Below are 13,264 nucleotides of genomic sequence, written 5' to 3'. Positions count from 1 at the left end.
GATATGCTAGATATTGAAATTGACGGCAAGCAGGTGCAGGTGCCAGCGGGTAGCACCATCATGGATGCCGCACAGCTCATTGGCGTTTATATCCCGCATTTTTGCTACCACAAGAAGCTTTCGATCGCCGCCAACTGCCGGATGTGCCTGGTGCAGGTCGAGAAGGCACCCAAGCCCCTGCCTGCCTGTGCTACGCCGGTGACCAGCGGCATGAAGGTTTTTACCCACTCGGAGCTTGCCATCAATGCCCAGAAGGGCGTGATGGAATTTCTGCTGATCAACCACCCGCTGGATTGTCCAATATGCGATCAGGGTGGCGAGTGTCAGTTGCAGGATCTGGCGGTCGGTTACGGGGGCAGCGCCTCACGCTACGATGAAGCCAAGCGCGTCGTTTTTCACAAGGATATTGGTCCGCTGGTTTCAATGCAGGAAATGTCGCGTTGTATCCATTGCACGCGTTGTGTCCGTTTTGGTCAGGAAATCGCCGGTGTGATGGAACTCGGCATGGCCAACCGCAACATGCATTCGGAGATTCAAACATTTGTCGGGCGCACGGTTGACTCCGAATTGTCGGGCAACATGATCGACCTGTGCCCGGTTGGCGCACTGACATCCAGGCCGTTCCGTTACTCGGCACGCAGCTGGGAACTGTCGCACCGCAAGTCGGTCAGCCCACACGACAGCATCGGATCGAATCTGACGGTACAGGTCAAGAGCAACCGCGTCATGCGTGTTCTACCGCGCGATAACGAAGAGATCAACGAGTGCTGGATATCCGACAAGGATCGTTTCTCCTACGAAGCGCTCAATTCAGGTGAGCGCTTGCAGAAGCCAATGATCCGTGTCGATGGCAGCCTGCGTGAAGTCGAATGGAATATCGCGCTGGACTACGTTTCACATGCGCTGACGGACATTGCCAGGACGCACGGCGGCGAGTCCATCGCAGCCCTTGCCGCGCCAAGCGCAACGCTTGAAGAGCTGTATCTGCTCCAGAAACTGACCCGTGGCCTGGGTTCGGGGAGTGTTGATTTTCGGCCGCGTCGCCGCGATTTTTCAAGCGAAGGCAAGCTGGCAGGCATTCCATGGCTCGGTCTGAAGCTGTCCGAAATCAAGGATCTTGATGCCGCACTGGTGATTGGCAGTTTCCTGCGCAAGGATCACCCGCTGTTCGCCCAACGCTTGCGCCAACTGGCCAAGCAGTCGGGCCAGGTCAGCCTGATATCGGTGACCGGTGACGATCCGCTGATCAGGCTGCATTCCCGTATGACGGTCTCTCCGGCCGATTTGACGAGGGCGCTGGCCGCCGTGGTCAAGGCAGCGGCCCGGATCAAGAAGGTTGCACTGCCGGTCGGCCTGGAATCAGTCGAGCCCTGCGCCGTGAGCCAGGCGATTGCCGAAAGCCTGCTGGCCGGCGAGAAGCGCGCCATTTTCCTCGGCAATGTGGCCGAGCAAAGCGCACAGGCGGCCCAGCTTCACGCCCTGGCGTCTCTGCTAGCCACTCTGACCGGAGCCCGTTTCGGCTTTATCGGGGAAGCGGCAAACAGCGTCGGCGGCCATGTGGCCAGGGCCTTGCCGACAGCGCTCAACGCTTACGAAATGTTCGCTCAGCCGCGCCAGGCCTATGTCCTGCTGGGTATCGAAGCAGAACTTGACTGCTACAACCCGCACCAGGCCGTTGCTGCACTACAGCAGGCCGCGCTGGTCGTGATGTTGACGCCTTTCAAACACGAGGCCGCGCCTGATTACGCCGACGTACTGCTACCGCTTGCTCCGTTTACCGAAACCTCCGGTTCGTTCGTTAACACCGAAGGACGTATTCAAAGTTTTAACGGCGTCTGTCGTCCGCTGGGCGATGCGCGACCGGGCTGGAAGGTGCTGCGCGTTCTCGGCAACCTGCTGGCGATTCCCGGCTTCGATTACACGTCCAGCGAACAGGTTCGTGACGAGATCGTTGCGCCGGAGACTGTCTTTGTTGCTGGCCTGGATAATGGCATCGGCGACCTTGCGCTTTCCTCTGACCCGGCCAGTAAGGGACTGCAACGCATCGCCGATGTACCGATTTATTTCGCTGATCCGCTGGTCCGCCGTGGCGCCGCCTTGCAGCAAACGCGAGACGCGGCAGCGCCGACGGCACGCATGTGTGCCGCAACGCTGGTGCAGGCGGGGCTTAGTGATGGTTCTCAGGTGCGAGTCAGGCAGGGGCAGGGTGAAGCACTGCTGACGGCGAAGGCCGATGAGAGCGTACCGGCAGGATGCGTTCGGGTGGCGGCAGCCCATGTCTCAACGGCAGCGCTGGGTGACATGTTCGGGCCAATCGACGTGGAGCGTGCATGATGGTGGATGTGATGCAGCAACTGTTGCCGGGTTTCCTGATTCCGTATTTCAACGGGTTGATGCAGTTGGGCCAGGACACCTTCGGCTCGGCCTGGGCGAACATTCTGACGCTGGTGTGGACGGTGATCAAGGTCATGCTGATCATTGCGCCGCTGCTGCTGATTGTGGCCTACGTGACCTTCTGGGAACGCAAGATCATCGGCTGGATGCAGGTGCGTATTGGCCCGAACCGCGTGGGCCCCTGGGGATTGATTCAGCCCATTGCCGATGGTCTCAAGCTGATGCTGAAAGAGGTGGTGATACCCTCCGGAGCGGACAGATCGGTTTTTCTGCTGGCGCCGGTTTTTGCCTTTGCCCCGGCGCTGGCGGCGTGGGCGGTGATTCCCTTCAACGCCACGCTGGTCCTGGCAAATGTCAATGCCAGTCTGCTCTACGTCATGGCGATGACCTCAATCGGCGTTTACGGCATCATGCTTGCCGGCTGGGCTTCCAACTCCAAGTATGCCTTTCTGGGCGGCATGCGTTCAGCAGCGCAATTGATTTCCTATGAAGTGGCGATGGGTCTTGCGCTGGTGGTCGTACTGATGGTCTCGAACAGCCTTAATCTGGGCGAGATCGTCAAAGGCCAGGGGCAGGGCCGTTTTGCCGAAATGGGGCTGGGTTTCCTGTCGTGGAACTGGTTGTCATTGCTGCCGATGTTTGTCGTATATCTGGTTTCCTGTGTTGCTGAAACAAACCGCGCTCCATTTGACATGGCCGAAGGCGAATCCGAGATCGTCGGCTTCCACGTCGACTATTCGGGGATGGCGTTTGCCGTCTTCTCGCTTGCCGAATACTCGGCAATGATCCTGTGTTCGACATTGACCTCGCTGCTGTTCCTCGGCGGCTGGTTATCGCCCGTCGGTTTTTTGCCGGACAGCATCTTCTGGTTGTTTGCAAAAATATCCGCGATTATTTTCTTCTTCTTCTGGATTCGCGCTACCTTCCCGCGCTATCGCTACGACCAGATCATGCGTCTGGGTTGGAAAGTATTCATCCCCGTTTGCCTCATCTGGGTGGTGGTTGTCGGTTTCTGGATGATGTCGCCGTGGAATATCTGGAAATGAGAGGCTAGTCATGGGTTCGATGAGAGAAATTTTCAACAGCCTCCTGCTCAGGGAGTTGTTCAAGGGAATGTCGGTGACCGGGCGCTACATGTTCGCGCGCAAGATCACCGTTCAGTATCCTGAGGAAAAGACACCGCAGAGTTTCCGTTTTCGTGGCTTGCACGCCTTGCGTCGCTATCCGAATGGTGAAGAACGCTGTATTGCCTGCAAGCTCTGTGAAGCCGTTTGTCCGGCGCTGGCCATCGTTATCGAATCCGAGCAGCGGGACGATGGCTCGCGCCGTACGACACGCTACGACATTGATCTGAACAAATGTATCTTCTGCGGCTTTTGTGAAGAAGCCTGCCCGGTTGATGCGATTGTAGAGACGCGCGTTTTCGAGTACCACGGCGAAAAGCGTGGTGACCTTTACTACACCAAGCCAATGTTGCTGGCCAACGGCGATCGCTATGAAGCCGAGATCGCCGAAGACCGCGAACTTGACTCGAAATACCGTTAACGGGAATGGATCTGGAGCATCTCACAGTATGAACGCCGTACGCATTCCCGTTTCCCTCACCCCCGACCCCTCTCCCCCAGGGCGAGGGGAGATTCGAGAGTCGCTCACACGATTCTCACGATAGGCACCGCTACGATGGAATTCAAGACCTTCGTTTTTTATTTTCTTTCCACGGTTCTGGTTTATGCCAGTCTGCGTGTCGTGACCTTGCGCAATCCGGTGCACGCCGCGCTGCATCTCGTCCTGGCGTTTTTCAGCGCAAGCGGCGTGTGGATTCTCCTGCAGGCCGAGTTTCTCGCCATTGCACTGGTACTCGTCTATGTCGGTGCGGTGATGGTTCTCTTCCTGTTTGTTGTGATGATGCTCGATATCAACCTCGACCGTCTGCGCGAAGGCTTCTGGAGCTACCTGCCACTGGGGGCTATCGTCGCGCTACTGATGGTGGCTGAAATGAGCCTCGTGATCTGGGCCACCTCTTCCGATCTGTTCGATCATGACGTTGCGCAGACGGCTGCCGGTTACAGCAATGTCCAGGCCGTTGCCCGCCTGTTGTTCACCCAGTACGTTTATCCGTTTGTGCTGGCCTCGGTCATTCTCCTCGTCGCCATGGTCGCTGCGGTAGCACTGACCCTGCGCGGCAAGCGATTGAGTAAATCGGTCAGTCCGGCGCAGCAGGTTTTCGTCAAGTCCAAGGATCGCGTTCGCGTGCTGCAAATGCCTTCCGAGAAGCGGGAATGAAACGCTGTTTTACTGATACGCAGTTTTGAGCTTTCGAGATACAAGAATTCGATGGGGTGGCGCAAGACGCTGCCCTTTGCAGAAGGAACCAGGGAGGCACCTTGCTAACACTGTCCCATTTTTTGATATTAGGCGCGATTCTTTTTGCGATCAGCATCGTCGGTATATTCCTTAACCGGAAGAATCTGATCATCATCCTGATGTCGATCGAGTTGATGCTGCTGGCGGTAAACATGAACTTCATCGCCTTTTCGCATTACCTGCAGGATCTTGCCGGACAGGTATTCGTCTTCTTCATTCTGACCGTTGCTGCGGCTGAATCGGCGATTGGTCTGGCGATTCTCGTTGTACTCTTCCGCAACCTGAAGACCATCCACGTGGATGATCTGGACAGCCTGAAGGGTTGACCATGGAAATGCAAAAACTCTATCTGCTGGTTCCCCTGGCACCCCTTGCCGGGGCGGCCATTGCCGGTCTTTTCTGCCGCGTGATCCCGCGCTGGCTGGCGCACACCGCCGCCATTTCAGGCGTGGCGATCGCTTTTATTGCCTCGCTCATCATTTTCCGGGATGTGCAAGCCGGTAACACCTACAACGGCCCGGTCTACCAGTGGCTGACTTCAGGCGACTATGCTTTCGAAGTCGGCTTTCTGATCGATCAACTGACGGTAACGATGATGCTGGTCGTTACCTTTGTCTCGCTGATGGTGCATATCTATACCATCGGCTACATGCACGACGATCCGGGCTACAACCGCTTCTTCAGCTACATTGCGCTGTTCACCTTCTCGATGCTGATGCTGGTGATGAGCAACAACTTCATGCAACTGTTTTTTGGCTGGGAAGCGGTGGGTCTGGTCTCCTACCTGCTGATCGGCTTCTGGTACACCCGACCGACGGCGATCTTTGCCAACATGAAGGCCTTCCTGGTCAACCGGGTCGGTGACTTCGGCTTCATTCTCGGTATCGGTCTGGTTCTGGCGCATTTTGGTACGCTCGATTACCAGACCGTGTTCGATAAGGCCCCCGCACTGGCCGATGCCACGATCACGCTGATCTCAGATCGCGACTGGGGTACGGTGTCGCTGATGAGTGCCACCTGCATCCTGCTGTTCATCGGTGCGATGGGCAAGTCGGCGCAGGTCCCGCTGCATGTCTGGCTTCCGGATTCGATGGAAGGCCCGACGCCGATCTCCGCGCTGATCCACGCGGCGACCATGGTCACGGCCGGCATATTCATGGTGGCGCGCATGTCGCCGCTGTTCGAGCTGTCCGATACGGCACTGTCCTTCGTCATCATCATCGGCTCGATCACCGCGCTGTTCATGGGTTTCCTTGGCATCATCCAGAACGACATCAAGCGTGTGGTGGCTTACTCGACGCTGTCGCAGCTCGGCTACATGACGGTTGCGCTGGGCGTCTCGGCCTATTCGGTGGCGATCTTCCACCTGATGACGCATGCCTTCTTCAAGGCGCTGCTGTTCCTTGGGGCCGGTTCGGTGATCATCGGCATGCACCATGACCAGGACATCCGCAACATGGGCGGCCTGCGCAAATACATGCCGATTACCTGGCTGACCTCGCTGATCGGCTCGCTGGCGCTGATCGGAACGCCCTTCTTTGCCGGTTTCTACTCGAAGGACTCGATCATTGAAGCTGTCGCCCTGTCGCACATCAGCGGTTCGGGATTTGCCTATTTCGCAGTGATGGCCGGCGTCTTCGTCACCGCTTTCTATTCGTTCCGCATGTATTTCCTGGTCTTCCATGGCGAGGAACGTTTCGGCAAGGTTCATGAGGCGGCGCATCAGGCCCCTGCCAGGCACGATGATCCTGCCGCACATGGCGACGATCACCACGCTGTTGCCGATGTGCACGAAGAGCATCACGGCCTGGCGCCCGGCCAGAAACCGCACGAAACACCGTGGGTGGTAACCCTGCCACTGGTCCTGCTGGCCATCCCCTCAGTGGTGATCGGCTACCTCACCATCGAGCCGATGCTCTACGGCAATTTCTTCAAGAATGCCATTTTCATCAACGCCGAAGCGCATCCGGTAATGGAAGAAATGGCCCATGAATTCCACGGCGCTCTGGCCATGGCGATCCACGCCGTCAGTTCGCCGGTGTTCTGGCTGGCCCTGGCGGGCGTTGTCCTGTCGTGGTTCTTCTATCTGAAGCGCCCGGAAATCCCGGCGGCGATCAAGTCGGCTTGCGGGCCGATCTACACCCTGCTTGACAACAAATACTACTTCGACAAGTTCAACGAGGTTTTTTTCGCCGGCGGCGCACGCCTGCTGGGCAAGGGGCTCTGGAAAGGCGGCGATGTCGCCGTGATCGACGGACTGATCGTCGGCGGATCGGTACGTCTGATCGGCTGGGTCTCGATGATGGCGCGCTTCTTCCAGTCCGGACATATTTACCACTACGCCTTCACGATGATCTTTGGTGTCTGTGCGCTACTCTCCTTCTGGCTGTTGCGCGCCTGAACTGTACTAAATGACTGGGAACGATATGTCAGGTCTGCCGCTGCTCTCACTCGCCATCTGGGTTCCGATTATTGCCGGCTTTGTCGTTCTGGCAACCGGATCGGATCGCAATTCTCCGCTGGCTCGAATGCTTGCCCTGCTTGGAGCCATTTTCGGGTTGCTGGTTACCCTTCCGCTCTACACCGGTTTCGACATGGCGACACCGGCGATGCAGTTCGTCGAACTTTCGCCGTGGATTCCGCGCTTCAACATCAACTACCATCTGGGCGTAGACGGCATCTCGATGTTTTTTGTGATGCTCAACAGCTTCATCACAGTCATTGTTGTGCTCGCCGGATGGAAAGTCATCGACAACAAGGTGGCCCAGTACAACGCCGCTTTCCTGATCATGTCGGGGCTGTTGAACGGGATTTTCGCGGCACTCGACGGCATGCTGTTCTATATCTTCTTTGAAGCGTCGCTGATCCCGCTCTATCTGATCATCGGGGTCTGGGGTGGGCCGAACCGCGTCTATGCCGCGTTCAAGTTTTTCCTCTTTACGCTGATGGGTTCGCTGCTCTTCCTGATTTCGCTGATCTATCTTTTTGTTCAGTCGGGGGGCAGCTTCTCGATTCTTGACTGGCATCAACTGCCGCTCGCCATGGTTCCCCAGATGTGGATCTTCCTCGCCTTCCTGGTTGCCTTTGCCGTCAAGGTGCCGATGTGGCCGGTGCATACCTGGCTGCCGGATGCCCACGTTGAAGCACCGACTGGCGGTTCGATCGTGCTGGCCGCGATTGCCCTGAAACTCGGTGCCTATGGCTTCCTGCGTTTCTCCTTGCCGATCGCGCCGGATGCGTCGCACGAACTTTCCGGCCTGATCGTCGGCCTGTCGCTGATCGCCATCGTCTATATCGGTCTGGTGGCACTGGTTCAGGAAGACATGAAAAAGCTGGTGGCCTATTCGTCGATTGCCCACATGGGTTTTGTGACACTCGGTTTCTTCATGTTCAGCGCGCTCGGCCTTGAAGGGGCGCTGGTGCAGATGATCTCGCACGGCTTCATAGCCGGCGCCATGTTCTATTGCATCGGGGTCATGTACGACCGTGTGCATTCGCGCCAGATTGTCGATTATGGCGGCGTCGTCAATACCATGCCCAAGTTCGCTGCCTTTTTCATGCTGTTCGCCATGGCCAACGCCGGTCTGCCGGCGACTTCCGGCTTTGTCGGCGAGTTCATGGTCATTCTGGCAGCGGTCAAGTTTAATTTCTGGGTGGCATTCGCTGCCGCCTCGACAATGATCGTCGGTGCGGCCTACACGCTGTGGATGTACAAGCGCGTGGTCTTCGGTGCGGTGGCCAATCATCATGTCGCCGAACTCACCGATATCAGTGCGCGCGAATTTCTGGTTCTGACTCTGCTCGCCACAGGCGCACTGGGCATGGGACTCTACCCGCAGCCTTTCACCGAAGTCATGCACAGCTCGGTCAATGAGCTGCTGCGTCACATCGCCGTAAGCAAGATCCTATAACTGGTATCCGCCATGACGCTTGCCGAAATGCAATTTGTTCCGCCCGATCTCTATCCCGTCAGTGCCGAGATTTTCCTGCTGTCCATGGCCTGTCTGATCCTGATCGTCGATCTGTTTGTCAGGGACAAGAAAAACACGCTGAGTTTCGTCCTCACCCAATTGACTTTGATGGGTGCGGCGCTGGTTACGGTTTTTACCAGCGCGCGACTTTTGTCCTTGTTGATCGCCGTTGTCCTTGGCCCCGAAGCGGCTACCGATCTGACGCCCCGTTTCGTTGAGGCCCTGGGTATACCTGTCGGTGACGAGATCACCTATACCTTCAGCAAGATGTATGTCGACGACCTGATGGGCGATCTGCTCAAGCTCATGCTTTATCTTACCGTGATGCTGGTGTTGTTCTACTCGCGCGCTTACCTGCTTGATCGAGCACAGATGGCCAAGAGCGAGTATTACACGCTGACCCTGTTCGCGACACTGGGCATGATGGTGATGATTTCAGCGAATAATCTGGTGACGGTCTATATCGGTATCGAGTTGCTGTCATTGTCGCTTTACGCCCTGGTGGCGCTGAATCGTGATTCGATTTCGGCGACCGAGGCGGCGATGAAATATTTTGTTCTCGGCGCGCTGGCTTCCGGTTTGTTGCTCTACGGCATGTCGATGATCTATGGTGCCACCGGCTCGCTAGAAATCTCGGCGATTGCCGAGCGCCTGTTCAACGGGCAGGCGAACAAGACAATTCTTGGTTTTGGCGTCGTTTTCCTGGTTTCCGGCATTGCCTTCAAGCTCGGTGTCGTTCCCTTTCACATGTGGATTCCCGATGTTTATCACGGAGCGCCGACACCGGTTACGCTGTTCATCGCCAGCGCGCCCAAGCTCGCGGCTTTCGCCATTGTCATTCGGGTGCTGGTCAATGGGCTGATCGTTGTTTCGCAGGACTGGCAGGCGATGTTGCTGATCCTCGCCGTGCTGTCGATGGCTGTCGGCAATTTTGCCGCCATCGCGCAAACAAATCTCAAGCGCATGCTCGCCTATTCGGCCATATCGCACATGGGCTTCATGTTGCTAGGTATGGTGACCGGCGTCGTGGGTGGCGATGCACGCTATGCCCTCAATGCCTACAGCTCGTCGATGTTTTACGTCATTACCTATGTGCTGACCAGCGCCGGGACCTTCGGCATGATTCTGCTGCTTTCCCGATCCGGCTTCGAGTCCGACGAGATTAGCGATTTTGCCGGGCTGAACAAGCGCAGCCCGTGGTTTGCCGCCGTCATGATGATGATGATGTTCTCAATGGCCGGCGTGCCCTTCTTCGTCGGCTTCTTTGCGAAGTTTTCGGTGCTGCAGGCGGTCGTTGCCGCCGGCTATCTGTGGCTGGCCATCGCCGCCGTATTCTTCTCGCTGGTCGGTGCCTATTACTACCTGCGCGTGGTCAAGGTCATGTATTTCGATCCGCCGGCCAACAAGGCACCCATCGCTGCACCGATGAACGCAAGAATCCTGATGTCGGCCAACGGCCTGGCCGTGGCGCTGCTCGGTATCTTCCCGCAGACGCTGATGTCTCTCTGTGCGTTTTCCCTGTTGCGTTCGCTGTAATCTGCACGCTTGATGCCATTGACGCCCCGCTCGCCGGGGCGTTTTCATTAAGGGTTTCGAATGAAAAGCCAAAAAGACGAGCATCGACATCTGCACGAAATTCAGCTCGAGAGCACCCAGGTCTATCGCGGAAAACTGCTCGATGTGCGCCATGACCGCATTCAGTTGCCTGACGGGAACGAAAGTGCGCGGGAGTACGTCATGCACCCGGGAGCGGTGCTCATCATTCCACTGCTCGATAACGGTGAATTGATCTTCGAAAGACAGTTTCGCTATCCGCTAGGCCGAGCCTTTCTTGAGTTGCCGGCCGGGAAAATCGAGCCGGGCGAAGACATTCTGAATACCGCAACCCGGGAACTGCTTGAGGAGACCGGGCACAGCGCCAGCGATTGGCGCTATCTGGGGGTGATGCATCCTTGCATCGGGTATTCCAACGAGCGAATCGAGATCTTTCTTGCCCGCGGCCTGCAACACGAATCAGGCCAGCAGCTTGATCACGGCGAGTTTCTTGATGTGCTCAATCTGAGCCTGGATGACGCTCTGCTGGCGTTTCGCAAGGGCGAAATCACGGACGGCAAAACCATCACGGCCCTGTTCTGGGCCGAGAAAGTCATGCGCTCCGGTTGGTAGGGGCTGGCGTGTAACTGCCGAAGATACACTGCAAACCGATAGCCAGTGAAGCTATGAAAAAACGGGGGTGATACTTCCCGCACCCTTGCTGAGTTGGCTGGCGCCGACAATCAGTGCACCATGCCCGGCCTGACATGCGCCGCCCAGCAGAAACTGAAGCAACACCATAGACCCGACGTTCCCGGAGAGCCGGGACTCTACGCGCAACCCCAGCAACAGAGCACTCAGCGAGGTCATCATCAGCCCGACGACAAATCCAGTCCTCCGCACCTTTTATCAAGGGCGCGGCTCCCATGCCGAAAAAGAGCTGAATGAAAAGGGCGGTCAGCCAGCCACAGATGACTTGCAAGGGGATAATCCAGCACGACTTACCCGCCTTGCTCGACTTGGGTGGCGAAACCTCACCGCGCAAATGGCCTTCAGTTCGCAATACATTGAGCAAGGGCTCAAGCATGGTTCGCTCTCTTTTGCCATGGTTGGCCGTCTGGTGCAGCCAGGCTGCTAGTGGAAACACCACCAGAGCCATTATCACGGAGCGTTGCAGGCCGTTCCAGTTGAAGGCAAAGAAAAACACCGCCCCGGTCGGCAGCAGGAGAGTTCCGGCCGCCAGCAGCAGGCGATTGGCAAAGTGCCGCCAACGGGCCCCGCATCAGGAAAAACGCCAATTCGGCGTAGCGCAATATCCAGCCCGCTGGCCGTCAATTGGCTCTTGCGCGCGATGGGCTCAAAATAGTGTTGGGAAGTAGCAGGGTTCACAAGAAAGGCGAGGCAAAATAGTTGGAACAAAAATACAATCAAACCATGCAAATTTTCTGAACACTTAGCACCAAGGGTCTGATATGTACGCTTGGATCAGCCCCAGAGATCAGGCACCGCGATTATCGGTCGGGCGTTGCGGGCGTCGGTGGCGTCGTTTGCCCCTTGCTGCACGCTTGCGAGAGCGAGTGGTTTTCCAGCTAAAGTAGTCCAGCCCCAACTTGACCATGTAGCCAAAAATATAAAGGCCTGCCAGACCGTATAGCCAAGGTTTTACCGCCTCGATTAACTCGTCTAGCATGACTGCGGCTACCAGCTTTTCCTTTTCGGTTTGGGCGGCGGGTTGCGCTCGATTGTGATGTCCGTATCTGTTACCGGGCCCTTGCCATGGCTCAGAATCTTGTGGGGCGCTATTGCTTCCATTTTGCGAATAGTCCGATGAAGTCGTCCCGTTTAACGACGGACTGCTATTCAGTCCAAGATCTGACTTCAGGCCGCGCAAAGTTTCCACAACGGCCGAGCCCGCCAGGTCTTCGTATAGCGGGCGAACGGCTTCCTTGAACTCTCTGCTTAACAACCCGTCCTCGTTTGCACGGGCATCCGCCGCTAGTGAACCTGATGACTCGATGATCTGGCTACCTGATTGGTTCAACAGTCTTTCGTTTCGCCCAGCGGATGGCTGGATCGATTGACGATCCCTGGCTAACGGTTCTTGTGCGGGTTTGGCACCTGTTGCTTTATTCTTCTCGTCCGCGACATCGCCGGAATCACTTGTCGGGCTTGCGCCTGCTTCCGTCAATTTACTCGGGGTGAGCGACTCGCCGGGAGACTGCTCAACGATCAGACCACTGACCGGTTCGGCGCGAACAGGAACGCCCAGGCTAAGAATGCTGATCACTCCGATGGCAACTGATGATGACAGCTTCAGATGAGCGATACTCATGCGCATGACAATATTTCCTCTTGTGAAGGGTCAATAATAATACGGAACGATGACATCGGTGTACCATGGTGACTTTTACCCCTAAGCTGGACGAGTCGGGACCAAACAGGGGTTACGACGGGAGGATGACGAGTGGTGGTGGAGACGATCATGACGGGCAATGGGCTGGTGGAAAGGTACCCATCGAACCTGCATGGAGTTCTGTCTTGTCTTGATCGAGTGATCATTGTGGGTACGTTGCCGGGTGTGTGTTACGCGCAGGGCATGACGAACTTAATTTACCAGCATAGTATTTGAATTTTTGACTCCCCGAAGTTTGCCGAAGTGTTGCGTACCGGATTCGTGATCGGGCGCATGAAGTATGCGCCGAAGCCGGGATTGAGATTGAGCATGTAAGCAAGAGCCACATTCGTAAAGAGGAGTTGGTCGCGCACGTGCTGGCCGCGTGAGACGATGCCTTCCAGCGGAAGCACACCATCTCGACTCGAAATGTAAACTTCCACAATCCGGGGCATCAACCTATCTACCCGACTTTAATTTATCCAGCCCCGGTGAATCGCCAAACGTACGGGGCTCCACCGCAAGCAGTGAATGAGGAACAACTTATTTCGAAACGAGGCATAACAGGATCTGGTTTGACACTGAGCTGGCTCTTTCCTGACAAATTAGC

12 protein-coding genes are annotated in these 13,264 nt (G+C 56.6%); 9 read left to right on the top strand and 3 right to left on the bottom strand.

The features are described 5' to 3' along the window. Positions 1–3 precede the first annotated feature (3 nt). From nuoG to JNM42_RS01255, 9 genes are all read left to right on the top strand, one after another. A complete protein-coding gene (nuoG, locus tag JNM42_RS01295; protein WP_294264972.1) occupies positions 4–2,334 on the top strand; it encodes an NADH-quinone oxidoreductase subunit NuoG in 2,331 nt (776 codons plus the stop codon). Between the two features lie 59 nt (positions 2,335–2,393). Then, positions 2,394–3,440: an NADH-quinone oxidoreductase subunit NuoH gene (gene nuoH, locus JNM42_RS01290; RefSeq protein WP_294265062.1), complete on the top strand. Its 1,047-nt coding sequence runs from the start codon at positions 2,394–2,396 to the stop codon at positions 3,438–3,440. 10 nt (positions 3,441–3,450) lie between these two features. After that, a complete protein-coding gene (nuoI, locus tag JNM42_RS01285; protein ID WP_294264969.1) occupies positions 3,451–3,939 on the top strand; it encodes an NADH-quinone oxidoreductase subunit NuoI in 489 nt (162 codons plus the stop codon). Between the two features lie 135 nt (positions 3,940–4,074). Further along, the gene (locus JNM42_RS01280; RefSeq protein WP_294264967.1) at positions 4,075–4,677 is read left to right on the top strand and encodes an NADH-quinone oxidoreductase subunit J; all 603 of its coding nucleotides are present in this window, start codon (positions 4,075–4,077) and stop codon (positions 4,675–4,677) included. A gap of 101 nt (positions 4,678–4,778) precedes the next feature. After that, the gene (gene nuoK, locus JNM42_RS01275) at positions 4,779–5,084 is read left to right on the top strand and encodes an NADH-quinone oxidoreductase subunit NuoK (protein WP_294264964.1); all 306 of its coding nucleotides are present in this window, start codon (positions 4,779–4,781) and stop codon (positions 5,082–5,084) included. A 2-nt stretch (positions 5,085–5,086) separates the two neighbouring features. Then, positions 5,087–7,159, top strand: a complete 2,073-nt coding sequence (gene nuoL, locus JNM42_RS01270; protein WP_294264961.1) for an NADH-quinone oxidoreductase subunit L — start codon at positions 5,087–5,089, stop codon at positions 7,157–7,159. A 25-nt stretch (positions 7,160–7,184) separates the two neighbouring features. Beyond that, entirely contained in the window at positions 7,185–8,669 is a 1,485-nt protein-coding gene (locus JNM42_RS01265; RefSeq protein WP_294265058.1) for an NADH-quinone oxidoreductase subunit M, read from the top strand. 27 nt (positions 8,670–8,696) lie between these two features. Next, positions 8,697–10,265 carry an NADH-quinone oxidoreductase subunit NuoN gene (gene nuoN / locus JNM42_RS01260; protein WP_294265055.1) on the top strand — a complete coding sequence of 523 codons (1,569 nt, stop codon included), beginning with the start codon at positions 8,697–8,699 and terminating at the stop codon, positions 10,263–10,265. Positions 10,266–10,325: 60 nt separating this feature from the next. Further along, a complete protein-coding gene (locus tag JNM42_RS01255; RefSeq protein ID WP_294264958.1) occupies positions 10,326–10,895 on the top strand; it encodes an NUDIX hydrolase in 570 nt (189 codons plus the stop codon). A gap of 51 nt (positions 10,896–10,946) precedes the next feature. On the opposite strand, the gene JNM42_RS01250 is transcribed toward JNM42_RS01255, so the two are convergent. From JNM42_RS01250 to JNM42_RS01240, 3 genes are all read right to left on the bottom strand, one after another. Then, on the bottom strand, positions 10,947–11,135 hold the full coding sequence (locus JNM42_RS01250; RefSeq protein WP_294264955.1) for a hypothetical protein: 189 nt from the start codon (positions 11,133–11,135) through the stop codon (positions 10,947–10,949). Positions 11,136–11,760: 625 nt separating this feature from the next. Beyond that, on the bottom strand, positions 11,761–12,600 hold the full coding sequence (locus JNM42_RS01245) for a hypothetical protein (protein ID WP_294264951.1): 840 nt from the start codon (positions 12,598–12,600) through the stop codon (positions 11,761–11,763). 272 nt (positions 12,601–12,872) lie between these two features. Beyond that, the gene (locus tag JNM42_RS01240) at positions 12,873–13,067 is read right to left on the bottom strand and encodes a hypothetical protein (protein ID WP_294264948.1); all 195 of its coding nucleotides are present in this window, start codon (positions 13,065–13,067) and stop codon (positions 12,873–12,875) included. Positions 13,068–13,264: the final 197 nt, after the last annotated feature.

The organism is Propionivibrio sp. (assembly GCF_016790145.1).
GTDB lineage: Bacteria > Pseudomonadota > Gammaproteobacteria > Burkholderiales > Rhodocyclaceae > Propionivibrio.
This window is presented reverse-complemented; position numbering and strand designations above follow the sequence as displayed.